Origin of the sequence: Bradyrhizobium sp. AUGA SZCCT0160 (assembly GCF_018130105.1) — a bacterium.
Taxonomy (GTDB): domain Bacteria; phylum Pseudomonadota; class Alphaproteobacteria; order Rhizobiales; family Xanthobacteraceae; genus Bradyrhizobium.
The window spans coordinates 283,618-307,783 of record NZ_JAFCMD010000006.1 but is presented as its reverse complement, the minus strand read 5'-3'; the positions used below and the strand labels follow the sequence as shown (position 1 = coordinate 307,783).

Here is a 24,166-nt window from a genome sequence, read left to right as displayed (position 1 = left end):
AAGCCTACCGCCGCCCCTGGCCGTGGCGCTTGTCCGTGGCAGAACGAAAACTTGTCTTAACTTGCAATTGTCAGCTGCAAGGCGGAGAGCCGGGCGCGTCGCCGCAGGCCGGCGTTGTGCCGCCGCGGGAGGCCGGACCGATCGGAGGAGAGCTTATTGCGGCGGGTGCTCGCGCCATTCGCGCGGCGAGGCGCCGTACCTCTGCTTGAATATCCGGCTGAAATGGGCGAGGTCGTTGAAGCCCCACGCGAATGCGATGTCGCTGATGTGCCGGGCCGCATGCGCCGGGTCCGACAGGTCGCGCCTGCATCGCTCCAGGCGTTGCATCTGGACGTAACTGCGGAACGAGTGCTGCTCGTCGGCCATCAGATCGCTGGCATAGCGCGGCGAGATTCCGGTGGCCGCGGCAACCTGCGAGATCGAGAGGTCGGGATCGCTCAGGTGCGTCAGGATGTAATTCCTGAGCCGATAAAGCAGCGCAGAGCGGTGAAACGACTGATCCGACGAACGCGCATGCATCCGATCGGCGAAGGCCATGGCAATGAGATCCAGTCCCTGATCCAGGAGGCGGGATGCTGTGGCGGGATCGACGTGGTCGACGACCTTGCTGGTGCTGATCAGAAACTCGTAGGCCAGGCCTTCCAGGGGACGACTGCTGCAGAAGGTGGTCGCGGTCAGCGCGTCGAACGCGCCGATGCGTTGCTGCAAAAGTTTTCGCGGCATCTGCAGGATCGTCTGTGAAAAACTGTCGTCGAAGCGCAACTCGTAGGGCCGGGTGGTGTCGTAAATGACGAACTGTCCCGCGGAGACGACGGCATCGCGGCCGTCCTGATACACGCCGTTAACGCCGTGGTTGCCCAGCGCCACCAGCACGTAATCCTCGCTGGCGCGTGCGATCCGGGATGGCGTGCGGAACACCCGCTGGGCGCAGGAATCGACGCGGGTAAACGTCGCGCGGCCGACCGCGGATTGCGAGACCGCGCCCCAAAAACCCTCCCGCATATCGGAATGGCAGTCGAGACCGACAAAGGTGTCGCAGACGATGTCCTGCCAGACCGCCAGGCGTCGATCCGGAACTGAGGAACTCGTGTCGAGCACGACAGCCACGATGGGACCTCCGGGAACCGGCATAAGTGTGAGCCAAAGACCGGCTCAAATCCAGTGTCTGCAATTAGCTTGCCTGGCGCCGCGACTGGCGTCGATTTGGTTACCGAATTGTTAAGCTAAGAATGTCTTTTTATTAGGCATTTGAAGGGCTTGAACTTCATATTGCGACGCACAATATTGGAGGTCTAGGGATTCGACGCCTCCTCGAGGGCCACCACGAGGAGTTATGACTATGAACTACCAGACTACCGCTCCGAGCCGCGCCAAGGGTATCGCGGGCACCGTTCGGATTCTAAGCCAGCAAGAGGAATTGCCGCTTCTGCGCGATCACCTTTTGCGGCTCGACCGCACCAGCCGCCATGATCGGTTTCATGGCTTCATGGATGACAGCTTCATCGAACGCTACGCCGAAAAATGCGCCAACGATGGCACGGTCATCATCGCCTATTTCGAGGATGGCGTGGTGCGCGGCGCCGCCGAACTGCATCCGCCGGAGCAATCGCCTGACGCACTGCCGGAGATCGCCTTCAGCGTGGAGAGTTCGGTGAGGCGCAAGGGCGTCGGCAGCATCCTGTTCAGGAAGCTGATCGCAGAGGCGCGGGCCAAGGGATACAAGAGCCTGCGGATCACCACCGGTGCGCAGAATGAAGCGATGCGGGCGCTCGCCAACAAGTTTGGCGCACACCTGACGTTCCGCTACGGCGAATCCACCGGCAGCATCGATCTGGCCAAACAAAACCAGCCAGAGTCGGCGCCGTCCGCAATGGTGACGACGCTTGAAGCAGCCCGTGCGATCACGAACTTCAATCGCGCTTATTGGGCCATGATGCTGAGAATGTCCGGCTGGGGCCGGACGGCCTGACCGGAAGGCCAATCGACAGAGCCCCGTTCCGCTTGCATCGGAACGGGGCTCTGTATTTTTGATTTGACGCGTTTTCTTGACGCGAACCGGTGCCCACTTCGCTTGAAAAACGCTTTAGCGGCAACTCGCGGATCTGCTCGATCGCGCGAATTGCCCGGGGGCCTTTAACATTAGGATCTTCAGGAGTGGGTGTCAGGTACCGGTGCGCTTGTCGTTACCGAAGCGCCTGATCACCTTGCGCTCGACCACGACCGAGCGCTGAGCGCCTTGCTCACCCGTGATGACGCGGGTGGCGGTCCGCGCAACGGCGCGGCCGGTCTTCTTCACCTCAGCCAGCACTTCTTCGAACGGCAGCCCCATCAGCGCCGCGGCGATTTCCGCCTGCTGCTGCTGATCGTCGGTAATGCCGACGGCGGCGAAGATCGCTTCCTCCAGCGTCGGCGGATCGCGCCGTACGCGCCGGGTGCCGTATTTCGTGTTCCAGTCTTCGCTCATCGGGGCCTCGCATATGATGCGGAGATACCTATGTGCCCTTATGTTGCATTGCAATATGAAATTCGCATGGCATTACAGCCATGCGTTTATAATTTCTCCAGTCTGGTAGCGTCGTACAGTTCGATGGACGTGGCGGCCGCGGCCAGCGACTGCAGCGACTTGACGAAATCGCGCGAGGCGGGGACCGCGAAATGGTTAAGCAGCGCCGCGCGGTCGGCCCATTGCTCGAAAAACACCAGCCGCAGCGGGTTTTCGCAATCGACATGCACGGCGTGCGAGATGCATCCGGGCTCACCGCGCGAACGATGGACGTGCTCGAGGCTCAGCCGGCGAACCTCGTCGAAACTGTCCTGGCGCGCGGTCACACTGCCGGTAACCACGATCATTTTGATCCTCCTTGTGCCGTCGTTCCAGATACCGGCTTGCGCCGAGCTATTCGGCGGCGGTCAGATCCAGCGCGTGTTGCGGCCAGCGCTTGAGCGCGGCGTGTCCGGCATCGGTCAGGACGTAAATGCCGCGCTCGGCGCGATCGAACCAGCCATAGACATTGTGCAGTAGAATCTTGCCGGCGTCCGGCATCTCGATCCGCAAATCCTTCACGCGCCGCGGACCACCCGAAAGCGCCGCAGCGCAGGCCAGCGCCTGTTGGCGATAGGCCGTCATGATCGGCGCGCGCGTAGAGCCGCCCATCGCCGGATCGCCCTTGCGTCGCTCATGCTCCCTGATCAGCCGCGAGCGCTTCTTCGGGTTGCGGCGAGGGGCCGTCGTGGCGGGTTTGACGATCACCTCGACGTCGCCGGTGTTGGTGACCGCGAGCATACCGAAGCCGAGCCGACGACAGAGGTTGCGATAGCGGGCGTCACTTTCGCGGCCCTTGCCGCGTGCCGACAATTTGGCCGCCAGCCACACCTCGTCGCAGGCGCCGGCGCGATCGACCGCCTGCAGGATCAGTTCGAGGTTGAACGTGAGCTTCAGTTCCCCGATCACCAAGACAGGCGGATCGTCGCCGCTGAGCGCCACCAGGTCGCAACCGCCGATCTCGCCCTTGACCGTGAAGCCGAGCTTTTCAAGGAAGCGTTTGACGGGCAGATAAAGCGCGGTTTCCAACGACAGGCTCCGGCGGCAAAAGCGGCCGCGACTCAGTGTCACGAGTTTAGCCCGGATTTGGCCAATTCGCGCGTAAGCGGCTATCTTGCCGGCGGGACAGACAAACGGGCGCGATCCAATGCTGCGCCGGCTTGCAGACTGAGGATCTAAACCCGCCCGCTCACCGGCAGCAGCGCGCCGGTGACGGCGGAGGCGGCGTCGCTGGCGAGGAACAGGATGACGTCGGCCAGTTCCATTGGCCTTACCCATTTACTGAAATCGGCTTTCGGCATGCTGGCGCGATTGGCCGCGGTGTCGATGATCGACGGCAGCACGGCGTTGACCGTGATTTTGCCCTTGTGTTCGGCGGCGAGCGCTTCGGTCAGGCGATGCACGCCGGCCTTGGACGCGGCATAGGCGCCCATGCCGGCGCTCGCCTGCAGCGCGCCAAGCGCGCCGACATTGACGATACGCCCAGTGCCGGACGCGGTCAGATACGGGATCGCCGCGCGCGAGGCGTTGAGCGCGGTCGTTACGTTGAGCGCGTACATGCGCTGCCACGTCTTCGGATCGCCCTCAATGACCGTCTCGAATGCAAAACCGCCGGCGATGTTGATCAGCGCGTCGAGCCTGCCGAAATGCGATGCCGCGGCATCGATGGCCTTTTTCGCTGCCGCCGCATCGGTGAGGTCGACACCGCCGAGTTCGAACTGATTTGATGTCGCCGGTACTTGCGTCGGCGCGTGGTCCACGCTCGCGACTCTGGCGCCGGCCGTCAGCGCCTGGTCAACGACGATGCTGCCGAGTGCACCGAGGGCGCCGGTCACGACAATGACTTTTCCATCCATAATGGGCCTCCGCAATAAGAGCGACAACTATCGTCAGGGTTTTTTCATCAGCAATGCGGCGAATTTCACGTCCAAAAAGGCCGAACCGGCGTTGCGGACTACGTAAGAATACGGATCAAGGCCGATCGCTAAAATTTGCGGGAGTTGCGCAAGTCGATTGCAGGTTCCATTCACTACAAGGGGAGTCCAATCCAAGGCAGGGGCATCACGATGGGATCTCTACCCGACCACGGTTTACCGCTTGTTCAGCTTAAGGAGCAGCGGCGGGATCTGGTGGTCGCGCTGCAAAACCGCAACGGTCCGATCAAGGACTGGGAGCTGATGCAGATCGCGGCGATCCAGCAGGCAATCCAGGCATTCGAGGACGTCATCGCCGATCTCGATGCAGAAATGGAAATGGAAGCCGCGGCCTGAACGATCGCAAGACACATTCGCGCGGAAGCACGGCAGGCTTGCCGCACGGATGCGGCGGGGAAGGCCGATTAAATCAGGATTGCAAATAGAGCGCGGCAAGCGCCGCGCGCTCCTTTGCCCCAAGGCCGATGCCGTCGCGCAGGTAAGCTTCGAGGTCGCCATAGTCGGCGTCGATGGCTTCGAACGCAGCGCCCAGGAACGCTGTTTGCACCGAGCCCAGCACCTGCTTGACGTGATCGGGCAGGTCGCTGCTGGCGGCGGGATCCCGGCGGTAGAACTGGTTGGTCAACAGATAATCTTCCGCAATCACCTCGTCGGGGACGCCAAGCGTGTGCAGGATCAGTGCGCAGGCGAAGCCGGTGCGATCCTTGCCGGCGGTGCAATGGATTACCAGGGGCGCGCGATCTTCCAGCAGATGCGCAAACAGCGCGCGGAAGCGCGGCGTGTTCTGCTGCACATAGCTGCGGTAGGAATCGCGCATCACCTCGACGGCGTGGTCGGCCGACAGCTCCGTGCCGCCGGCGGCGATGGCGCGAAGTGCGGCGACCACCGTTGGCTCGACCGGCAGCGAATGCACGGTGATATCGGCGAGGCCACACAGCGCCTCGGCGCGCTCCGTCGTGCCGCGAAAATCGAACGCGCTCTTGACGCCGAGCGAGCGCAAGACCGCAGCGTCATCATCGGTGAGATGGCCGAGATGGTTGGACCGGAATATCTGCCGCCAGCGTACGGTGCGGCCGTCGCGGGTGAGATAGCCGCCGAGGTCGCGGAAATTGCTGGCGCCAGCAAGATTGAGATGACGGGCAGGGGAATCTGACATCGGGCGGCCTTATGGAATTCTTGATGGAATTCTTGGAGAAGCAATTCTTGTGCGGCGCTTGAGCCGGGGTGTGTCGCGTCTTGACCTCTGGTCTATACTCGGGCCGTCTGGAGGAGAATATGAATAATCGCAAGATCGCTGGTTTCGCGGCGGCGCTGTTCCTGGGAACGGTGGTTCTGGGAACGGCGGGCTCGGCCGCGTGGGCACAGGCGACCTTCAAAAACTATCGTTGCGCCGACGGAACGCAATTCATTGCCGGATTCTTCCGCTACGATTCACGCGCCCACCTGCAGCTCGATGGCAAGGCGGTGACGCTGAAAAAGGGGGTGGCGTTGTCGGGGGCGCGCTATACGGCCCGCGGGATTACCCTGAGAGTCACGAAGGCCGGGCTCACCACGCTCAAGCACGCCAAACGGCCGGTAACGGCGTGCGAGCAGACCTAAAGACAAGGTTTGCATGAAAAAGGGCCGAAACGATTTCGTTCCGACCCTTTTCTACTTCACTGACCGCGCCTGAACTCTTTGACGCGGATTTGCCGAACGTTGGGCTGGCATCAGTGGTCGCGCCCCGGCTTGGTTTCCTCGATGGCGGCCGCGTGGTACCAGCTGCCGCTGCAATCGGCGATATCGACCGCCGGCGCGGCAGCGTCGGACTTGGTCTCGCCGTAGCGGCGCCCCGCCAGGGCGGACCGACCCCCGGCTGGGAATTGATAGATCTTGGCAGACCCCTCATTCACACCTGTATTGACCATTTGAGTCTCTCCGTAGGTCGAGCGAACCACCATGGTGCGCCCGACTCGTTCTGTAGTCGTTACTGAAACCGCGATATCGTTTGCGCCTCCGGGAATGCAAGTTGCTCAAAAAAGCGCCGAGAATGTACATTTTGTAGGCACTTGCTGTTTTGCTTCGTGGGAGGCAATGGGCAGATGGCTAACGCTTGGGCCGGCGTGAAGGTTGCCGGTGGCGGCCGCCTTTGGCGTCGCATGGGCAGATCAGCTGCTGCAGCTTTAATCGGGCCGGAAAGCCGGGGGCAAAACTGCTGTAGAATCGGGCTTCAACCGGGGACCAAAGCGACTTTTGGCCGCCTGGCGCGCATGTCGGGCGCGCTCCTATGCCGCAGCAAAAAATGCACGCGCGACGGTGAGCATCTCGACGCCATCTGATGCCGCGCTGCAGCGATTGGCACTTTAATTGCTTGGTAGGAAGCGGCCTGACGTGGCCGGGTACACGTGTGCGGGGACGGCAGGGGCTTCTAACCTCCAAAGTCCGGGGTTTCCGCACTTTGCAGCACTAAACTCAAGAGAGGCTCAATGACCAAGTACAAGCTCGAGTATATTTGGCTCGACGGATATACGCCGACACCCAGTCTGCGCGGCAAAACACAGATCAAGGAATTTGCTTCGTTCCCGACGCTCGAGCAGCTCCCGCTGTGGGGCTTCGATGGCTCCTCCACGCAGCAGGCCGAAGGCCACAGCTCCGATTGCGTGTTGAAGCCGGTCGCGGTCTACCCCGACGCTGCGCGTGAAAACGGCGCACTCGTGATGTGCGAAGTCATGATGCCTGATGGCAAAACCCCGCACGCGTCGAACAAGCGTGCGACCGTCCTCGACGACGAAGGCGCATGGTTTGGCTTCGAGCAGGAATACTTCTTCTACAAGGATGGTCGTCCGCTCGGCTTCCCGACCGACGGTTATCCGGCGCCGCAGGGCCCGTACTACACCGGCGTCGGCTACAAGAACGTCGGCGACGTCGCCCGCAAGATCGTGGAAGAGCATCTCAATCTCTGCCTCGCTGCCGGTATCAACCACGAAGGCATCAACGCTGAAGTGGCGAAGGGGCAGTGGGAATTCCAGATCTTCGGCAAGGGCTCCAAGAAGGCGGCCGACGAAATGTGGATCGCCCGCTACTTGATGCTGCGCCTCACCGAGAGCTACGGCATCGACATCGAATTCCACTGCAAGCCGCTCGGCGACACTGACTGGAACGGCTCCGGCATGCACGCCAACTTCTCGACGAGCTACATGCGCGAAGTCGGCGGCAAGGAGTATTTCGAGAAGCTGATGGCGGCCTTTGAGAAGAATCTCATGGACCACATCGCCGTCTACGGGCCTGACAACGACAAGCGCCTGACCGGCAAGCACGAGACCGCGCCGTGGAACAAGTTCAGCTATGGCGTGGCCGACCGCGGTGCTTCGATCCGCGTTCCGCATTCCTTCGTGAACAACGGCTACAAGGGCTATCTGGAAGACCGTCGTCCGAACTCGCAAGGCGACCCCTACCAGATCGCTTCCCAGATCCTGAAGACGATCTCCGAGGTTCCGACCTCGGCCAAGTCGGCCGCGGCCTAAGCGACACTGCATACCCGGACGGGGCCGTTCGGCTCGCTACCCTGATCCGCCAAAGCGCGACCGCTTTGGCGGATCATTGCGTTGCGATGACCTTGCCTCAAATGTATCGATTCAGGCCCTTTGCCCGATTCAAGCCGTTCCCCTGCGTTATGAACCGCGCTAGATAGCGGATGCGCTTGCCGGGGACACGGCCATTGCTCGAGGGTTTCTACAAGATCCGGTTTCAGCTCAACGACGCGGTCGGCCGCAGCGTGATGTATGTGGGCGCCGGCAAGATGCTCGGCGGCAATTCCGCCTTTGCTCATATCGGCACTTATCAGGAAGAAGCCGATGGCGAGCTTGTCATCGAGATCAAGACCGTTCGCCATAATCCCGACCCGAATTACCGCGCGATGGCCGGCACCGACGACGCCACCCTGCTGGCGCGGGGCAAGCCGGACGGCAAAGTCTACCGGTTTGAAGGCGGCCTCAAGGAATTGCCGGGTGCGAAATTCAGCTCGGTCATGACGCCGATCGGGGAGGAGGAGATCCCGATCGCCGGAGGCGTCGGCCAGGATGGTATCGTCAATGGCCTCTATTCCATTCACATCCGCATGCTCGACGGCGTTGACGGCGGCCTGACCGGCGTGATGCTGCTCAATGAAGGCCGCATTCTCGGCGGCGACGCGTCGTTCTACTACATCGGCAGCTACACCTCCGAGAAGGGCCGCTGGAAAGGCCAGATCCTCAATCAGGAGCACACGCCGGCGAGAGGCGAGAACCCGGTGTTCGGCGGGCACGAGGTCGGCATCGGCTTTGCCGGTACCTGCGACGACCAGGGCGCGCTGCTGGAGGCCACCGCACTTGCGGGCAAGCGTAGCCTGCGGCTGACAGCCGTGCTCAAGCTGATGCATCGGGCGTAACGCCATGGACAATGCCGTGCGCGTGCTCTCGACACTGGCGCTGAAGGGCGCGGTTCACAATCTGGCTGGGCATTATCAGGCAGCCGGCGGTGTGCGCATCGATGCCGATTTTGCGCCGACGCTGGCGCTGCTGGATCGCCTGCGCGGCGGCGAGGGCGCAGACATCGTGATCCTGACCCGCGAGGGGCTCGACGACATGGTCCGCGAGGGTCGCGTGGTGGCGGATAGCTGCGTGGATCTCGCGCGATCCTATGTCGGCCTCGCGGTGAAGGCGGGCTTTTCCCATCCCGACATCGCAACCGAGCCCGCGCTGCGCACGGCGCTGCTTGCCGCCCGTTCGGTGGCCTATTCGCGGATCGGCGCCAGCGGCATTCTGTTCGCCCAGTTGATCGAGCGCCTGGGCATTGCGTCCGAGATCAATGCGAAAGCCTGCATCATCCCGTCGGGCTTTACCGCCGAACGGCTGGTGGCGGGGGAGGCGGATCTGGCCGTGCAGCAGATCAGCGAGTTGAAGCAGGTCGGGGGTATCGAGGTCATCGGCCCCATTCCCCGCGAGTTGCAAACGCCCGCGGTGTTCTCCGCCGGCCGCGTGGCGGCCTCTGCCAAGGCTGCTCAATCGGATCGGCTGTTGCGGTTTCTTGCATCGCGCGAGGTTGCGCCGGTGCTGCACGAGAGCGGGCTCGAGCCTTGAATTTGCGAGCCTTGAATTTGCCTGCCGGTCGACGCAACCTGCCGCCCCATGAGAAAGCTGTTTTACGGGGTCGCGGTTGCGATAGGTGTGTAGATGTTGCCCGTTCTGGCGCGCGCAAATCGGCCGATCTCGTGCTCTGCGGCCGGGTCGCCGCCGAGGAGGGCGGGGACTACTTCATGTAATAGCTGATGTAGTATCGGGCCCGCTGATAGGTTAGTTCGAGATATCCGGGATAATCTCTTGCCGCCAGCTCGACGGCGCGCTTGTAGCGTGCGCCGAACTCGCCCTTGATCTTGTCGAAGTAGCCAAAACAGGCATCGTCGAATCTCACCGCGGCAATGATGGCCTGCTTCACTTCCGCTTCATCCATACCGGGATGGGTGAGTTGCAAGCGGTCGAAGGTCAGACCGTCTTCGGGATGATCGTGCTCGAATTTGACCTCGATCGAATTCTCCGCCGGCCGCGACCGGAACACGTCACGCACGTTCGGCGGCATCGCCCGCCACGCGAGCAAGTCGAGCTTGGAGCACTCCCGCCACAGCAAATACGCCGCGTCCTTCAGCGGCAGCTCACTGGCCTCGGCGATGGTTCGGGCGATGGTCTCTTCATCTTCGGTCATCGGTATCACCGCAATGGAAATCGCCCATTGGTCGGCTGCTGCGGCCAGCCGGTTCACGACGGCGGTGCCGACTGCGTGAGGTATGACACGGAACGCCCAGAACCTGCGCTAAAACGACCGCTGGTACTGGTTCCCCGCCAGTGCTATGCCCCCGCGAGATGATGCAATGAAGCAGGAAATTTGCTTTGCTGGACGGGCTTTACAAGGCTGAGTACGGCGTGAACGATGCGTTCGGTCGCAGCATCATGTGCATGCATGAGGGCAAGCTGCTGGGCGGCAATTCCGCCTTCGCGCGCCTGGGGAGCTACCAGGAAAACGGCGATGAGATTCTCGGCGAGGTCATCACCCAACGTCATAATGAGGACCCACATTACAAGCCGCTGATGGACACCGACGTCGCCGCGATCAGTGTGCGGGGAACGACGGACGGCACCAATATCCGCTTCGAAGGCAGCGCCGCGCCCCGGCCGGGAGCACTGTTCTGGGCCAATCTCACCCGGCTCGATGACGAGGCATTGCCGCCGGTCGGCGAAGTCGGATCGGGCGGCATTGTGAACGGGCTCTATTCGATTCACATCCGCGCGCTCCACGGCGTCGATGCCGGGTTGTCCGGCGTCATGCTGCTGATGAACGGTCGCATCCTCGGCGGCGACGCGTTCTTCTATTACCTCGGTTCCTACAGCTCCGCCGATGGCCGCTGGAAAGGCGAGATACTCAACCAGGAGCACACACCGGCAAAGGGCGAAAATCTGGTGTTTGGCGGCTATGAGGTCGGCATCGGCTTTTCCGGCACGTGCGACGGCGAGGGCGCGGAACTCGAAGGCATCGCGCTCGCTGGAAAGCGCAGCCTGCGGCTGGCCGCCACCTTGAAGCTGATGCGGGCGGCCTAGAAAAACCCGATTGGCCCGCGCCTCGGATTAGGCTTTCCCCTGCGCGCTACATGGAATAAGAGCGGCCAGCAATTTCTATGTTTGGGTAACAATGATCCGTCTCGATAACGTCTCGAAGCAAGTCGGCCACCAGATCCTCTTCATCGAAGCTTCGGCAGCCCTGCAAAAGGGCGAGAAGATCGGCCTTGTCGGCCCGAACGGGGCTGGAAAGACCACGCTTTTCCGGATGATCTCAGGTCAGGAACTGCCCGACGAGGGGCAGGTGTCGCTCGATCGCGGCATTACCATCGGCTATTTCAGCCAGGATGTCGGCGAGATGGCAGGCCGCAGCGCGGTTGCCGAGGTGATGGATGGCGCCGGCCCCGTCAGCGTCGTGGCGGCCGAGCTTCGGGCGCTTGAAGGCGCGATGGCCGATCCGGATCAGGCGGATGAGATGGAAGACATCATCGCGCGCTATGGCGAGGTGCAGCACCGCTTTGAGGAGCTCGACGGCTATGCACTCGACGGCCGGGCCCGCGAGGCGCTTTCGGGCCTCGGGTTCAGGCAGGAAATGATGGATGGCGACGTCGGCGCGCTGTCGGGCGGCTGGAAGATGCGCGTCGCGCTGGCGCGCATTCTATTGATGCGGCCGGATGTGATGCTGCTGGACGAACCGAGCAACCATCTCGATCTGGAAAGCCTGATCTGGTTGGAGCAGTTTTTGCGTGGCTATGAAGGCGCGCTGCTGATGACCTCGCATGATCGCGAGTTCATCAACCGCATCATCAACAAGGTGGTCGAGATCGACGGCGGCACGCTGACGACTTTTTCCGGCAATTACGAATTCTACGAACAGCAGCGTGCGCTCAACGAGAAGCAGCAGCAGGCCCAGTTCGAGCGCCAGCAGGCGATGCTGGCCAAGGAAATCAAATTCATCGAGCGCTTCAAGGCGCGCGCCTCGCATGCCGCGCAGGTGCAGAGCCGGGTGAAGAAGCTCGACAAGATCGAGCGCGTCGAGCCGCCGAAGCGGCGCCAGACGGTCGCGTTCGACTTCCTGCCGGCGCCGCGTTCCGGCGAGGACGTCGTCAGCCTGAAGAACGTCCACAAGGGTTATGGCAGCCGCAGCATCTATGAAGGCCTCGACTTCATGATCCGCCGCCGCGAGCGCTGGTGCGTGATGGGCATCAACGGCGCCGGCAAGTCGACGTTGCTGAAACTGGTGGCGGGCTCGACCGAGCCTGATGACGGCACCGTCGTGGTCGGCGGTAGCGTCAAGATGGGTTATTTCGCCCAGCACGCGATGGATTTGCTCGACGGCGAACGCACCGTGTTCCAGTGGCTGGAAGATTGCTTCCCGCAGGCAGGCCAGGGCTCATTGCGTGCGCTGGCCGGCTGCTTCGGGTTTTCCGGCGACGATGTCGAGAAAAAATGCCGGGTGCTGTCGGGCGGCGAGAAGGCGCGGCTGGTGATGGCGCAGATGCTGTTCGACCCGCCGAACTTTCTGGTGCTGGACGAGCCGACCAACCATCTGGATCTCGCGACCAAGGAAATGCTGATCAACGCGCTCTCCGAATTCGAGGGCACCATGCTGTTCGTCTCGCATGATCGCCACTTCCTGGCGGCGCTTTCCAACCGCGTGCTGGAATTGACGCCCGAGGGCATCCACCAGTTCGGCGGCGGCTATACGGAATACGTCGCGCGCACCGGCCACGAGGCACCGGGCCTGCGGAGCTGATGCGCTATCTCCGTCGCACCAGCGGGGCGATTGTTTCGATTTCGTTGGTCCAGATGCCGCCGGAATATTTTTCGGGCAGCCGTTGCAAGAGCTCCGGCGTGTCGATGCCGGACGAAAACTCGCCACCGCTGTAGGGGCCCAGCACGAAGACCGCGCTGTTCGCCGCGTCCATGCGGTTCAGGAACCGGTCCGGCCAGCCCCACAGCCACGGCGCGACATTGATCGGCACCAGAACCATCGCGTTTGCGCACGCCCGCGGTACCATGCCAGTCCAGCCATATCCGATGTAGCTGACAAGACAGCTCTTGATGGCCGCGCGTGAAATCGTCCTGATGTCCGGCACCAGTCGCCGGACCGCTTCGATCGGCTCGTCGCCGCCATAGACCATGATGAGGCGGCGGCGCTCGGCGGGGAGGGCTCGAAGCACGGCCGCCAGCTTCTCGCCCTCAGACCGATCGCGGCTTTTGACGTTGATCAGCAACCGCTTGTCCGGGAAGGTCGCGAGCGTCTCGCCCAGCGTCGGCATCTGGCCGATGCCCTTGCCGCGGAATGGAAACGTCTTGCCGTTGTCGGCCGTGTATCCGTAACCGATGTCGCGCAATTTCAGTTCGGCCATCGCATGCTCGCGGGTAACCCCGCGTCCATCCGTGCGGCAGTCGAGCGTCCAGTCATGAAATACCGCAAACTCGCCATCGGTTGTCGGATGGACATCAATCTCGACGATATCGGCGCCGGCCGCAAACCCTGATCGCATCGAACGAATGGTATTTTCCAGATAGTCGTGCGTCGGCGGCAACATCCGTGCCGCCGTGCAGGTGTCGTTCTTCAAATCGCGTTCGTCGAAGCGCTGCGCCACGCCTCGATGTGCGAGAAGGACGGGAGGGCCTTCGCGATGCGCGGTCAGCAGATTGGTGTTGTTGATGGTGATGCAAGCGGCGATTGTAGCGATTGCTCCGGCGACGTACTTTATTTTCCTGCCCAATATCACACCTCTTTTGAGATGTGCTGCTAAGCAGTATTTCTGTTCGATTTGCGGCGGCGGCAAGCGACAGGACCAGCCAAACGCATTGGAGGCACGCGTGCACGCTGGCTTGAACCATCAGTGTCTGCCCGATACGCTTCTTGCAAAATTCGGGGGCAACGATGCGGCAGATCAGGATCGGCGACATCACCATCGACGCGGTGATCGAGCGGGAGGGGCCGTGGCGGCGGCCGCAGGATTTCTTCCCGGCCTATAACGAGGCTGTATTCAGGCGGCACCTGCCTGATATGGAGCCGGAATTCTTCGACACGGCGTCCGGCAAGATGTTCATCACCTACCAGACCTTTGTGGTCCGCACCCCGCGCCATACCATCCTGGTCGACACCTGCACCGGCGAGGACAAGGGCCACCCGCCGCCGTTCGATTTCCCGGGCAAGGAGCGCTGGCGCAATGAGCTGTTCGCACTCGGCGTGAGCTTCGAGCAGATCGACTACGTGTTCTGCACGCATCTGCACATCGACCATACCGGTTGGAATACCACGCTGCGCGACGGGCGCTGGGTGCCGACATTCCCGAACGCGAAGTACATATTCCACAAGAGGGAATACGCGGTGTGGGAAGCCGAATACGCCAAAGGCGCCGAGCCGCCCGGCAAGGTGTTTCGCGACAATTGCCTGCCGATCGTGGAGGCCGGGCAGGCGCTGCTGGTCGATGACGACTACGCGCTGGACGATACTGTCACGCTGACGCCGACGCCGGGGCATTCGCCCTGCCATTGCTGCGTCAACATCTTCTCGAAAGGGCAGCGGGCGGTGGTGGCCGGCGATCTGATGCACCATGCGATCCAGTGCCGCGAGCCCGACTGGTCGCCGGGCGTCGACTGGGACCCAAAGCAGTCGGCGGTGTCGCGCCGCACGTTCTTTGCCTCCGTCGTCGGCACCGATACGCTGATCCTGCCGGTTCATTTCCCGAATCCGACGGTCGGCCTGATCACGGCCGATGGCGATCGCTTCGATTATCGATTCAAACGAGATTAGCGCCATCGGCTGCGGCGCAACAGGGATTAAGGTAAACTCGTGGCCATTAGGGCAAGTTCGGCTTTGGCCTCGCCGAGCAGCGCCATGCCGCCTAACCGACCCAATTCGTCCGAACATTTCGCGCTCTTGCCGTAGCAGCCGAATGCAACCACTACGCGCTCCGAAAGCGGTCCGATGCAGGGCAGGCCCGTGTCGCCAAAGCTGGTCATGCACGGCACCACGCGGCGTTCTTCGAAATGGAGGTCGCGAATACGCTCAAGGATCTGCGTTTGCAGCCGATCAGCGACCTCAATCGACCCGCCCGATCGGAACCAGTTCTTGATATCCGCCTCGCTTTCGAGCGGAAGATCGACCGGATCACCGCCGAGCTTCAACCAGATTTGGCCGTCCGGATAGGCGATCGGCGGCAGAATATAGGGATTGTCGCCCTTGGGACCCAAACAAAGCATCGATGGCATTCCGTTCAGGCGTTGAGTCTCCGCCGCACCAAGCCGAAACATCGCCACGGTACGCCCATAGACCGTAACACCCAATGATCGACCGAGCAGCGATTGGGTATGCCCGCCTGCCGCCACGAGAACACGTTCGGCCTCGACACTGCCCGATCTCGTCCGGATCGTCACGCCCGCGCTGCTTTCCGAAATCCCCAGAGCCGGTTCGTCGATGATCCGGGCCCCGGCGCGCTCCGCCGCGATCGTCTGCGCGCGGACCAGGCGGCGCGGGCTGATGTATCCGGCATTGCGTGGCTGGAAATATCCCTGCACTCCCGCCGTCGATCTCAGAAACGGAAATCGCTCCGCGAGCCCCGCATCATGATATGCTTCGCACAGGATCCCGTCTTCGGCGCAGATCTTGCCAACCGAAGCGACGTTTGTCGTTTCGCTGTCGCCGACGTAAAGCGCACCGACTTCCCGGTAGAACGCCACACCGCTTTCCGCAGCAATCTCGCCGTAGCGCGAAATCGCAGCGCGGTTCATTTGCCGCCAAAATGGCTGCGGATCGTAACTCCGCGTGATACGGCCCTCATCGTAGTGACTGCCGAAGACGCCGTCATGGCGTGAAAAATCCGCCGGCTCATCGGGCCCGATCAGTGCAACATCGTGACCCATCTTGGACAGATGCCGCGCCGCCGCCGACCCGATCATGCCACGCCCGATCACCGCAAGTTTGATCGCTTTATTCGCGCTCACGATTAACTCCCGCGCCTTGCCGCTTGCTCTTTAAGACGGGCAATTGGCCCGAACGCAAGTCGATCATGCACAACCTCTCTCGATCCATCACAATCGACAAGTATCATTTTTAATCATGACAACAGCCAGTATAGTCGACGTTACCCAACACAGGACAGCATCATGGATCAGCGCGACCCAAGGACCGGAAAGGAACACCGGGAGTTCTTCAACATCGATCTTTCCTCGGGTTGGGAAACGATCGCGCCGGGTATCGAAGCGAAGACGCTAGCGGGATCGCTCGATGAAGCCGCCGGCAAGGGGCATCTCAATCGCCTCGCTCGCTGGGCGCCGAATGCCGAGATCGATGCCGTGCGCGCCCACGAGTTTTACGAGGAGGTCGTGGTTATCAAGGGAACGCTCCTTGTGGCCTCGCAGGAGCCGCCACATCGTTTCGAGGCGTTCCACGCTCCGGCTTTCGCTTGCCGCCCTCCGCATGCCAAACACGGCCCCTTCAAGGCAGGTCCGGAAGGCTGTTTGCTGCTTGAAACATCGTTTTTCTACTAGGGCGGGGGATTATCTCCAGCGCGCGCAGAACCCCTCGACGTCGCCGGACTGGAATTCCGGCAGGCGCTGAAAGATGGTTTCGGCCGGCCAATCCCACCACGCAATTGCTGCGAGCCGCGCGGCGATATCGCGACTAAAGCGCTCTCGGATCTGCTTTGCCGGAACACCGCCAACTATCGTATAGGGCGCCACGTCACGGGTAACCACGGCGCCGGCGGCCAGCACGGCGCCGTCGCCCACCGTTACGCCCGGCATCACAATGACGGCGTGCCCGATCCAGACATCGTTTCCGATCACGACGCGGTCGGCGCGGCGTTGCCGAAAGAAGGTATGATCCCGCTTTGCGTCGGCAGTGTAGTATTCAGGGCAGTAGGTAAATCGATGCTGCGACGGCCGGTCGAGGGGATGATTGGGTGCGCCGATGCGCACCTGCGCCGCGATCGCGCAAAACTTTCCGATCTCTGCGTCGGCGACCATGCAGCCCGGGCCGAGATAGGAGTAATCGCCGAGTTCGGTGTATTCGATGGCGGTATCGCCGAGAACCTCGCAGCAACGGCCGACGGTGACCTCGCGCAATTTGACCGTGGGCTCAATAACGGTTTCGGCAAGCTTTGGGCGCCGGGGAGCCAGTTGGTGCATAGCGACTTGCTCGTCAATCAGGCGGCCCAGTGCCGCTGATGTCATCTACCACAGCTGGCAGACGACCGCGCGTGAAGGTTAGGACGGGCAAGCATGCGCTGGCTGCAGCGGTCCCGCTTAGGCGGCGCGAACCTCGCTGAGGAAGCGGTTGACCTGGCCGGCGAGGTCCTTGGATTGCGACGACAATTGCTCGGCTGCGCCCAGCACCTGGGTGGCGGCGGAACCGGTCTCGTCGGCAGCGCGCTGCACGCCGGAGATGTTGGCGTTGACCTCCTGGGTGCCGCGCGCGGCTTCCTGGACGCTGCGGGAAATCTCCTGCGTGGCCGAACCCTGTTCCTCGATTGCGGATGCAATCGCAATGCCGATCTGGTCGATCTCGGCGATGACGTTGGCGACGTTCTGGATGGCCGTCACCGTCTCGTCGCTCGCGGCCTGAATGGCGGCGATCTGTTCGGAGATCTCGGTGGTCGCCTTCGCGGTCTGGCCGGCCAGCGATTTGACTTCGGAAGCGACGACTGCAAACCCGCGTCCGGCATCGCCGGCGCGTGCGGCCTCGATGGTTGCGTTGAGCGCGAGCAGGTTGGTTTGGGCCGCGATGCTCTGGATCAGCGTCACGACGTCGCCGATCTTCTGCGCGCCCTCAGCCAGCAAAAGGGCGGTGTCGCCGGTGCGGCGCGCGTTGTCGACGGCACGGGCCGCGATCTCGGTGGACTGCGCGACCTGGCGGCCGATCTCCGAAATCGACGAGGTGAGTTCTTCCGTGGCGCTCGCAACGGTCTGGACGTTGGTAGAGGTCTGTTCGGAGGCGGCGGCCACAATACCGGCCTGACGGTTGGTGGCTTCCGCGGTCGAAGACATCGACTGCGCGGTGCCTTCCATGACGGATGACGCCGCGGACAGCCCACCGACGAGTTCGGTCACCTTGGCTTCAAAACCGCGGGTGAGTTCGTCGAGCACCTGGGCGCGCCGCATCTTGCCGTCGTTCTCGGCGGCCTTTTCCGCCGACAGGCGTTCGGCCTCGATCATGTTTTCCTTGAAGACACGCACGGCAGCCGCCATCGCGCCGATCTCGTCGCCGCGCTCGGCGCCCGAGATTTCGTCGGAAACGTTGCCGCTGGCAAGGCGTGTCATGGTGGCGGTAAGGTCGACGATCGGTTTGCAGACGCGGCGGCGAACCATCAGGATCAAGCCGGCGCTGGCGCCGATGACGGCGAGCAGCCCTGCGAGCGCGATGATGAAGCTGAGGCGCGCCGAGGAATAGGAGGCGCCCAGGACCTCCTCGGCATTGTCGTAGAACGCGTCGCGCAGGGTAACAACCGAGCCGAGGCCGAGCTGGGATTCGGCGTAGTAAGTATCGACGCTATGCTCATACTTGCCGCTGATGGCGCCATCCTTGACCATCTTCAGCTCCTTGCCGAAGCGATCGACGTAGGCCTCGTTCATCTTGTCGAGCGCAGTGGCCACGTTGGCCGGTGTCGCGGGATTGCCTCGTAACTGCTGCAGCGACATCAGGATCTGGTCGTTGCGGCCCTGGGAGCGGCTGAGATCCATTTTTTCGGCGTCGGTCGCAACGCGGTTGGACCCGACGAGGTTCTTGTGCAGGCTGGCGTTGAGGCCGCCCACGTCACGCAGGGTCCAGGCGATGTTGGCGTAGCTGGCCTGCCGGTAGGCGTTGCCATCGAGCTGCGCCATCTTGCGCACCTGCTCGTCGAGCAGGGCGGTCACCGCGGTGTTGAACACGGCATTGTCGGCCACGATCTTCCGGGCGGCGTCCTTGCGGGCATCGGCGGGTCCATCGATGGCCTTGTCCATGGCCTCGCGCAGGCCGGCGAATTTAACATTCAGCGCGTCGATGCCGCTGCCGACAGCGGCGCCATCGTCAAGCGCAGAGAGGTCCTTGCGGAGCGCGTTCATCTTGTCGCGCGCGCCGTCCGTCTGCTTGCGGTACTTTTCGATCAGTTCCGACCGCATCTTCGGATCCACGACGGCCGGTCCGTACAGGATGTTGGTGGCAAAGCCGCGCTCTGGATTCATGTAGCGCGGGATTTCGCCGATGGCCCGGACCACCGCCAGCCGGCTCTGGGCCACGGAAACCTTGTCCATGGTCTGGTATTTCGTGACGGCCACATAGACGGCGAGGCCTCCGCCCACAGCAGAAAGCGAGACGATGGCGGCGGTCAGGAGGGTACCGATTTTCATGGGATTTGGGCCATTCACGATGGTATGGGAGTGCTGGCCTCCATCCTAAGTGGTGCGCATTAATCTTGGGTTACGGTGCGAAATCAGTGTGGCGGAAAGTACGGGACAAGGTAGCCGGTCTGCTGGAGCAGCAGCGCGAACAGCCCGGCGCCTGCAACCAGCCCGATCCAGAACAGCGGTGCCGGTATCTCGCGGCGAAAGCTACAGAGGCTCAGAACCATTCCGAAATAGAACACCATTGTCATGACCTGCCCGGTGTGCGGCGTCGGCGACAACAATTTCCAGATGAAATACCCGATCAGAAAGCAAGGCAGCAGGATCGAAACCACGCGGATGCCGGTGGTCGTGGATGGCTGGACTGGCGGATTGCTCATAATGGCCTCTTGGTTCGCGACGTCGCCTCTCAGGCAGTCGCGTCCAAGTGGCAATGCGTTCAAAGGCGGAGGTCGGTTTTCTGGCTGCGTTGCGGGGGCGCGAAGTGCCGCCTCGACTGCCACCCGCACTCGCGCAGAGATAACGTGAACTTGCTATCTCACGCTTCAGCGGTTCTCTTCATCCGTCTTTCGCGGCGGGGACTTGCGCGACGGGGCGGGAGCGCCGAGTTCCTGGCAGGGCAGTTCGGTCCACGATCCATCTGATGTCTGCTGGTAGGAATGGCAGGACGATGACGCCGGCTGCTCGCTGGTCTTCGGCGTCTCGGCGTTTTTGGCAAGCCCGGGTACCGCCGCCGCGAGCAGGGCGGCTATCGTCGCCACAAAGATCGCGTGTCCTAACCGCATGGAAATTCTCCTTTTTGAAAATGGAGTTCCTTTCGTAGCGGACATTGTGGATTTTTTTTGAACAGGAGCGTGCGTGCGCGCCGGTTTGATTAATGATCTCCAAATCGTGCGCGCTCGTTCACAGCCGCGTGACGCGCAACCGCAGGGCATTGCCGACGACGCTGACCGACGACAGCGCCATGGCCGCGGCGGCAATGATCGGCGACAGCAGGATGCCGAAGCCGGGATAGAGGATACCCGCAGCAATCGGGACGCCGGCGGCGTTGTAGATGAAGGCGAAAAACAGGTTCTGCCGGATGTTGCGCATGGTGGCCTGCGACAGTTTTCGTGCGCGGACGATGCCGCCAAGGTCGCCCTTCAAGAGCGTGATGCCTGCGCTTTCCATCGCCACATCGGTGCCGGTTCCCATGGCGATACCGACTTCGGCTGCCGCCAGCGCCGGAGCGTCGTTGACGCCGTCGCCGGCCATGGCGACGATCCGCCCCGCCTTCTGCAGCCTGGCGACCACCGCGCTCTTCTGATCCGGAAGCACTTCGGCCTCGACGTCGGCGATACCGAGCTGCCGCGCGACCGCTTGCGCGGTGGTCCTGTTATCGCCGGTCAGCATAATGACCTTGATGCCTTCTTCCGCCAGCGCCTTCAACGCCGCTTGTGTTGAAGCCTTGACGGGATCGGCGATGGCGAACAATCCGGCAAGTTTGCCGTCCACTGCCATATTGATGACGGTGGCGCCATCGGCGCGCATGCGCTCGGCATCGGAATCCAGCGTATGGGTGTCGACGCCAAGCGAATTGAGGAACTTCGAATTGCCGAGCAGAACAGATTTGCCGTCGACCTTGCCGGTCGCACCTTTGCCTGTCGGCGAGTCGAACGCCTCGACCTTGCCGAGTTCCAGTCGACGTTCCCTTGCGGATCGCACGATGGCGTCGGCGAGCGGATGCTCGCTGGCAAGTTCGACGCTGGCGGCAAGCCGCAGGATTTCGTTCTCGTCGTATCCCGCGGTCGCCACGATCGCTATGACCTTCGGCTTGCCTTCGGTCAGCGTGCCCGTCTTGTCGACCACCAGCGTGTCGACCTTTTCCATGCGCTCCAGGGCTTCGGCGTTCTTGATCAGCACGCCGGCCTGCGCGCCGCGCCCGACGCCGACCATGATCGACATCGGCGTCGCCAGGCCGAGCGCGCAGGGGCAGGCGATGATGAGCACGCTCACGGCGGCGACGAGGCCGAACGCCATGCGCGGCTCCGGCCCGAAATAGGACCAGACGCCAAAGGCGATCAGCGCCACGGCAATGACCGCGGGCACAAACCATCCCGCAACCTGATCGGCGAGCCGTTGGATCGGCGCGCGCGAGCGCTGCGCATCCGCCACCATCTTGACGATCTGGGACAGCAGCGTGTCGCGGCCGACTTTCTCCGCGCGCATCACGAACCCGCCCGATTGGTTCAGCGTGCCGGCAATCACCTTTGCCCCGGTCTCCTTGGTGACGGGCATGGATTCGCCTGTTACCAGCGATTCATCGAGCGAGGAGCGGCCTTCGAGGATGACGCCGTCGACCGGCACTTTTTCTCCGGGCCGGACGCGCAACATTTCCCCGACCGCGAGGCTGTCGATTTCGACTTCATGGTCGGCGCCGTCCTCGCTGATGCGGCGCGCGGTCTTCGGCGCCAACTGGAGCAAGGCCTTGATGGCGCCCGACGTCGCCTCGCGGGCGCGCAGCTCCAGCACCTGGCCGAGCAGGACGAGCACGGTGATGACGGCCGCAGACTCGAAATAGACCGCGACTGCGCCGCCATGACCGCGGAAGGCGGCCGGGAAAATTTGCGGAACAATGGTGCCGACCAGGCTGTAGAGATACGCGACCCCGGTGCCGACAGCGATCAGCGTGAACATGTTGAGATTGCGCGTCAGCAGCGATTGCCAGCCGCGCACGAAGAAGGGCCAGCCGGCCCAAATGACGACCGGCGTCGCGAACGCGAGTTGAATCCAGTTTGACAGCGCCGGGTCGACGAGGCCGTGACCGCCGACCAGATGCCCACCCATCTCCAGCACCACCGGCGGAACGGATAGCACGAGGCCGATCCAGAACCGCCGCGTCATGTCGGCGAGTTCGGGGTTTGGCGGCGTATCGAGGCTCGCAACCTCCGGCTCCAGCGCCATGCCGCAGATCGGGCAACTTCCGGGTCCGACCTTACGGATTTCGGGATGCATCGGGCAGGTGTAGATCGTGCCGTCGTCGGCGCCTTGAGGGACGGGCTTCGCCGATGATTTCTCGAGATACTTCTTCGGATCGGCTGCGAATTTGGTTTTGCAGCCCGCCGAGCAGAAGTGAAAGGTTTTCTCCTGGTGGTCGAAGCGATGCTTGCTGGTCGCGGGATCGACCGTCATTCCGCAGACGGGGTCGAGCACCTTGGCAACGGCGTGGTGATCCTGATGGCTGTGGTGCCCGTGATCGGTGTGGGCGTGATGATCGTGGCCATTGCAACACGATTTGGAGGTTGCGCCGTCCGGATTGGCCTTTGTGTCCGGGGTTTTGCTTTCCGGATTCTTGTCGTGGTGGTTCATCGCGAATGCAGTCCCTTGCAACCTATACCCTGTAGGGGTATATAGGCCGCATGAGAAAAGACATCAAGGCATCCTGTCAAAAACGTCTGAGCCGCATCGAGGGCCAGGTCCGCGGCCTGTCCAGGATGGTGGACGAGGACCGCTACTGCATCGATATTGTGACGCAGATATCGGCGGTGCGCGCCGCGCTCCGGCGCGTCGAGGAAGAGGTGTTGAAGGATCATGTCTCGCATTGCGTCGAACACGCGATTGCGAGCGGCGACAAATCGGATCAGCGCCAGAAGATATCGGAGCTGATGGCGGTCATCGGCCGGTCTGACCGATAAAACGCGATCTGTCACCGCCGACGGCGTGCAATCGCACCGGCAACGGTCTGCATGGTAATTCCCAAGACCCAGCCGAGCATGATCATCCAGGTCCAGGCGAGGTGCGGATCGTGACGGAGCACGATCACGCAGACGGAGGCAAAGGCTGCGCCCGCGGCGAGGAACGTGCCGACCGCGCTGAGCAATTCCGGCGCGTCGATCTTGCCATCCCAATGCCCGTCCGTCGGCTTGCCATCGGTGTCGAAGGGACGTTGCGGGGTGTCGATGCCCAGATAGAATCCGACGGCGCCGCCGAGCATCATCAAAAGCAGGAAAGCCTGCGACGTGAACTGCGGGATGCTGGTACCGACGAGTGCGGCCACAAACAATCCGCTTGCAGCGCCGGCCATCGCAAGGCCAAGGCGCTCCAGGACGTGCGCGGTCTTTCTGACGCGGGTTTGCATGGGGGCTCCCGCAGACTGTGAGCAGGGAAGGTTAGGACGTTTTGGCGCCGGTTGAAAGACGTCTACAAGTTGAAAGACGTCTACAAGGCGACGTGATACGCGCCGACGGATTCGTGTAAGCGGTGGCTACGGATAAGCGTGATGCAGCCAGCCCCGGTGAGGCCGCGCCACCGTCCTGCGAAACGCTTGCTAGTTCTTGGCGCGGATAAAGCCTGCAAGCCTGCCCTTCTGGGTCTCGCACCAGGTTGTCATGCCGATGCGCCGCTGGTCGAGGTCCGTCGTCCTCGTCGCGATGGCGACCTCCTGCAAGAGCAGGTCATCCGGGCGCTCACCCATTTTTCCGCCGGTATGCACGTACGCAATGGCCTTTCGGACTTGCTCGGTGGTGCCCTCCGGCTGCTGCATCTCCTGAGCCTTCTGCACCAGATCCTGATAGACGACATCCGTGCCGGGACATTCCACCTTGGCCGCGAACGCCTGCAGCATCATCGTCACATATTCGGAGCGAGGGCCGGCATGCGCCGCCGTCGCAACGAGAACCAAACCAACAAGCAACGCAGCACCGCGCATCATGACCTCTCCCTGACACTTTTCCTTAGGCTTTTACGGTTTTGGGTTTTCCGGTTTCGGGAAGGCTAGCGCCGACGGCAGCCCGGCACAACCTTCG

General features: G+C 62.4%; 28 protein-coding genes. 11 read left to right on the top strand and 17 right to left on the bottom strand.

From position 1 onward, the window contains the following. Positions 1 to 153: 153 nt before the first annotated feature. Positions 154 to 1,107 carry a helix-turn-helix domain-containing protein gene (locus JQ558_RS13270; RefSeq protein ID WP_312014614.1) on the bottom strand — a complete coding sequence of 318 codons (954 nt, stop codon included), beginning with the start codon at positions 1,105 to 1,107 and terminating at the stop codon, positions 154 to 156. 232 nt (positions 1,108 to 1,339) lie between these two features. Between JQ558_RS13270 and JQ558_RS13265 the strand changes: the two genes are divergently transcribed. Next, positions 1,340 to 1,969: a GNAT family N-acetyltransferase gene (locus JQ558_RS13265; protein WP_212212736.1), complete on the top strand. Its 630-nt coding sequence runs from the start codon at positions 1,340 to 1,342 to the stop codon at positions 1,967 to 1,969. Positions 1,970 to 2,161: 192 nt separating this feature from the next. Here JQ558_RS13265 and JQ558_RS13260 read toward each other — a convergent pair whose 3' ends face one another. From JQ558_RS13260 to fabG, 4 genes are all read right to left on the bottom strand, one after another. Further along, complete coding sequence (locus JQ558_RS13260) at positions 2,162 to 2,464, bottom strand: hypothetical protein (protein ID WP_212212739.1); 303 nt, start codon at positions 2,462 to 2,464, stop codon at positions 2,162 to 2,164. An 86-nt stretch (positions 2,465 to 2,550) separates the two neighbouring features. Next, positions 2,551 to 2,850, bottom strand: coding sequence for a putative quinol monooxygenase (locus JQ558_RS13255; RefSeq protein ID WP_212038120.1), 300 nt, complete (start codon positions 2,848 to 2,850; stop codon positions 2,551 to 2,553). A 46-nt stretch (positions 2,851 to 2,896) separates the two neighbouring features. After that, the gene (locus tag JQ558_RS13250; RefSeq protein ID WP_212293887.1) at positions 2,897 to 3,571 is read right to left on the bottom strand and encodes a DUF2161 domain-containing phosphodiesterase; all 675 of its coding nucleotides are present in this window, start codon (positions 3,569 to 3,571) and stop codon (positions 2,897 to 2,899) included. 146 nt (positions 3,572 to 3,717) lie between these two features. Beyond that, entirely contained in the window at positions 3,718 to 4,398 is a 681-nt protein-coding gene (fabG, locus tag JQ558_RS13245) for a 3-oxoacyl-ACP reductase FabG (protein ID WP_212273058.1), read from the bottom strand. Between the two features lie 144 nt (positions 4,399 to 4,542). Here fabG and JQ558_RS13240 point away from each other — a divergent pair, with 144 nt between their 5' ends. Then, entirely contained in the window at positions 4,543 to 4,812 is a 270-nt protein-coding gene (locus JQ558_RS13240; RefSeq protein WP_249119535.1) for a hypothetical protein, read from the top strand. 73 nt (positions 4,813 to 4,885) lie between these two features. On the opposite strand, the gene JQ558_RS13235 is transcribed toward JQ558_RS13240, so the two are convergent. Then, the gene (locus JQ558_RS13235; RefSeq protein WP_212273059.1) at positions 4,886 to 5,632 is read right to left on the bottom strand and encodes a tyrosine-protein phosphatase; all 747 of its coding nucleotides are present in this window, start codon (positions 5,630 to 5,632) and stop codon (positions 4,886 to 4,888) included. A gap of 119 nt (positions 5,633 to 5,751) precedes the next feature. On the opposite strand from JQ558_RS13235, the gene JQ558_RS13230 reads away from it, so the two are divergent. Continuing rightward, positions 5,752 to 6,075, top strand: a complete 324-nt coding sequence (locus tag JQ558_RS13230; protein ID WP_212212773.1) for an MliC family protein — start codon at positions 5,752 to 5,754, stop codon at positions 6,073 to 6,075. Positions 6,076 to 6,185: 110 nt separating this feature from the next. Here JQ558_RS13230 and JQ558_RS13225 read toward each other — a convergent pair whose 3' ends face one another. After that, entirely contained in the window at positions 6,186 to 6,383 is a 198-nt protein-coding gene (locus JQ558_RS13225) for a DUF2735 domain-containing protein (RefSeq protein ID WP_212212775.1), read from the bottom strand. A gap of 558 nt (positions 6,384 to 6,941) precedes the next feature. Here JQ558_RS13225 and JQ558_RS13220 point away from each other — a divergent pair. From JQ558_RS13220 to JQ558_RS13210, 3 genes are all read left to right on the top strand, one after another. Then, positions 6,942 to 7,979: a glutamine synthetase beta-grasp domain-containing protein gene (locus tag JQ558_RS13220; RefSeq protein ID WP_212293886.1), complete on the top strand. Its 1,038-nt coding sequence runs from the start codon at positions 6,942 to 6,944 to the stop codon at positions 7,977 to 7,979. Positions 7,980 to 8,173: 194 nt separating this feature from the next. Next, positions 8,174 to 8,881: a GrlR family regulatory protein gene (locus JQ558_RS13215; protein ID WP_212293885.1), complete on the top strand. Its 708-nt coding sequence runs from the start codon at positions 8,174 to 8,176 to the stop codon at positions 8,879 to 8,881. A 4-nt stretch (positions 8,882 to 8,885) separates the two neighbouring features. Then, positions 8,886 to 9,572 carry a substrate-binding domain-containing protein gene (locus JQ558_RS13210; protein WP_212293884.1) on the top strand — a complete coding sequence of 229 codons (687 nt, stop codon included), beginning with the start codon at positions 8,886 to 8,888 and terminating at the stop codon, positions 9,570 to 9,572. A 169-nt stretch (positions 9,573 to 9,741) separates the two neighbouring features. On the opposite strand, the gene JQ558_RS13205 is transcribed toward JQ558_RS13210, so the two are convergent. Beyond that, positions 9,742 to 10,191 carry a hypothetical protein gene (locus tag JQ558_RS13205; protein WP_212212781.1) on the bottom strand — a complete coding sequence of 150 codons (450 nt, stop codon included), beginning with the start codon at positions 10,189 to 10,191 and terminating at the stop codon, positions 9,742 to 9,744. Positions 10,192 to 10,376: 185 nt separating this feature from the next. Between JQ558_RS13205 and JQ558_RS13200 the strand changes: the two genes are divergently transcribed. Next, positions 10,377 to 11,081 (top strand): hypothetical protein, encoded by a 705-nt coding sequence (locus tag JQ558_RS13200; RefSeq protein WP_212293883.1) that lies wholly within the window; start codon positions 10,377 to 10,379, stop codon positions 11,079 to 11,081. A gap of 91 nt (positions 11,082 to 11,172) precedes the next feature. Further along, the gene (locus tag JQ558_RS13195) at positions 11,173 to 12,795 is read left to right on the top strand and encodes an ABC-F family ATP-binding cassette domain-containing protein (RefSeq protein ID WP_212293882.1); all 1,623 of its coding nucleotides are present in this window, start codon (positions 11,173 to 11,175) and stop codon (positions 12,793 to 12,795) included. Positions 12,796 to 12,799: 4 nt separating this feature from the next. On the opposite strand, the gene JQ558_RS13190 is transcribed toward JQ558_RS13195, so the two are convergent. Next, complete coding sequence (locus JQ558_RS13190) at positions 12,800 to 13,777, bottom strand: glycerophosphodiester phosphodiesterase family protein (RefSeq protein ID WP_212293881.1); 978 nt, start codon at positions 13,775 to 13,777, stop codon at positions 12,800 to 12,802. Between the two features lie 161 nt (positions 13,778 to 13,938). On the opposite strand from JQ558_RS13190, the gene JQ558_RS13185 reads away from it, so the two are divergent. Continuing rightward, the gene (locus JQ558_RS13185) at positions 13,939 to 14,814 is read left to right on the top strand and encodes an MBL fold metallo-hydrolase (RefSeq protein ID WP_212293880.1); all 876 of its coding nucleotides are present in this window, start codon (positions 13,939 to 13,941) and stop codon (positions 14,812 to 14,814) included. A gap of 26 nt (positions 14,815 to 14,840) precedes the next feature. On the opposite strand, the gene JQ558_RS13180 is transcribed toward JQ558_RS13185, so the two are convergent. Continuing rightward, positions 14,841 to 15,974, bottom strand: coding sequence for an FAD-dependent oxidoreductase (locus tag JQ558_RS13180; protein ID WP_312014986.1), 1,134 nt, complete (start codon positions 15,972 to 15,974; stop codon positions 14,841 to 14,843). 192 nt (positions 15,975 to 16,166) lie between these two features. Here JQ558_RS13180 and JQ558_RS13175 point away from each other — a divergent pair, with 192 nt between their 5' ends. Beyond that, positions 16,167 to 16,550 (top strand): cupin, encoded by a 384-nt coding sequence (locus tag JQ558_RS13175; protein WP_212212789.1) that lies wholly within the window; start codon positions 16,167 to 16,169, stop codon positions 16,548 to 16,550. Between the two features lie 9 nt (positions 16,551 to 16,559). Here the strand turns inward: JQ558_RS13175 and JQ558_RS13170 are convergent, their stop codons facing one another. The 5 genes from JQ558_RS13170 to JQ558_RS13150 form a co-directional block, all read right to left on the bottom strand. Further along, positions 16,560 to 17,189: a DapH/DapD/GlmU-related protein gene (locus tag JQ558_RS13170; protein ID WP_212293913.1), complete on the bottom strand. Its 630-nt coding sequence runs from the start codon at positions 17,187 to 17,189 to the stop codon at positions 16,560 to 16,562. A gap of 117 nt (positions 17,190 to 17,306) precedes the next feature. Next, positions 17,307 to 19,388, bottom strand: coding sequence for a methyl-accepting chemotaxis protein (locus tag JQ558_RS13165; RefSeq protein WP_212293878.1), 2,082 nt, complete (start codon positions 19,386 to 19,388; stop codon positions 17,307 to 17,309). A gap of 83 nt (positions 19,389 to 19,471) precedes the next feature. Next, entirely contained in the window at positions 19,472 to 19,762 is a 291-nt protein-coding gene (locus JQ558_RS13160; RefSeq protein ID WP_212212795.1) for a hypothetical protein, read from the bottom strand. Positions 19,763 to 19,927: 165 nt separating this feature from the next. Then, positions 19,928 to 20,167 (bottom strand): hypothetical protein, encoded by a 240-nt coding sequence (locus JQ558_RS13155; protein WP_212212797.1) that lies wholly within the window; start codon positions 20,165 to 20,167, stop codon positions 19,928 to 19,930. 118 nt (positions 20,168 to 20,285) lie between these two features. Next, on the bottom strand, positions 20,286 to 22,730 hold the full coding sequence (locus JQ558_RS13150) for a heavy metal translocating P-type ATPase (RefSeq protein ID WP_212293877.1): 2,445 nt from the start codon (positions 22,728 to 22,730) through the stop codon (positions 20,286 to 20,288). 50 nt (positions 22,731 to 22,780) lie between these two features. On the opposite strand from JQ558_RS13150, the gene JQ558_RS13145 reads away from it, so the two are divergent. Next, entirely contained in the window at positions 22,781 to 23,056 is a 276-nt protein-coding gene (locus tag JQ558_RS13145; RefSeq protein ID WP_212038387.1) for a metal-sensitive transcriptional regulator, read from the top strand. A gap of 11 nt (positions 23,057 to 23,067) precedes the next feature. Here JQ558_RS13145 and JQ558_RS13140 read toward each other — a convergent pair whose 3' ends face one another. Next, positions 23,068 to 23,499 carry a hypothetical protein gene (locus JQ558_RS13140; protein WP_212212803.1) on the bottom strand — a complete coding sequence of 144 codons (432 nt, stop codon included), beginning with the start codon at positions 23,497 to 23,499 and terminating at the stop codon, positions 23,068 to 23,070. Between the two features lie 189 nt (positions 23,500 to 23,688). Beyond that, positions 23,689 to 24,069, bottom strand: a complete 381-nt coding sequence (locus JQ558_RS13135) for a hypothetical protein (protein WP_212273177.1) — start codon at positions 24,067 to 24,069, stop codon at positions 23,689 to 23,691. Positions 24,070 to 24,166 lie beyond the last annotated feature (97 nt).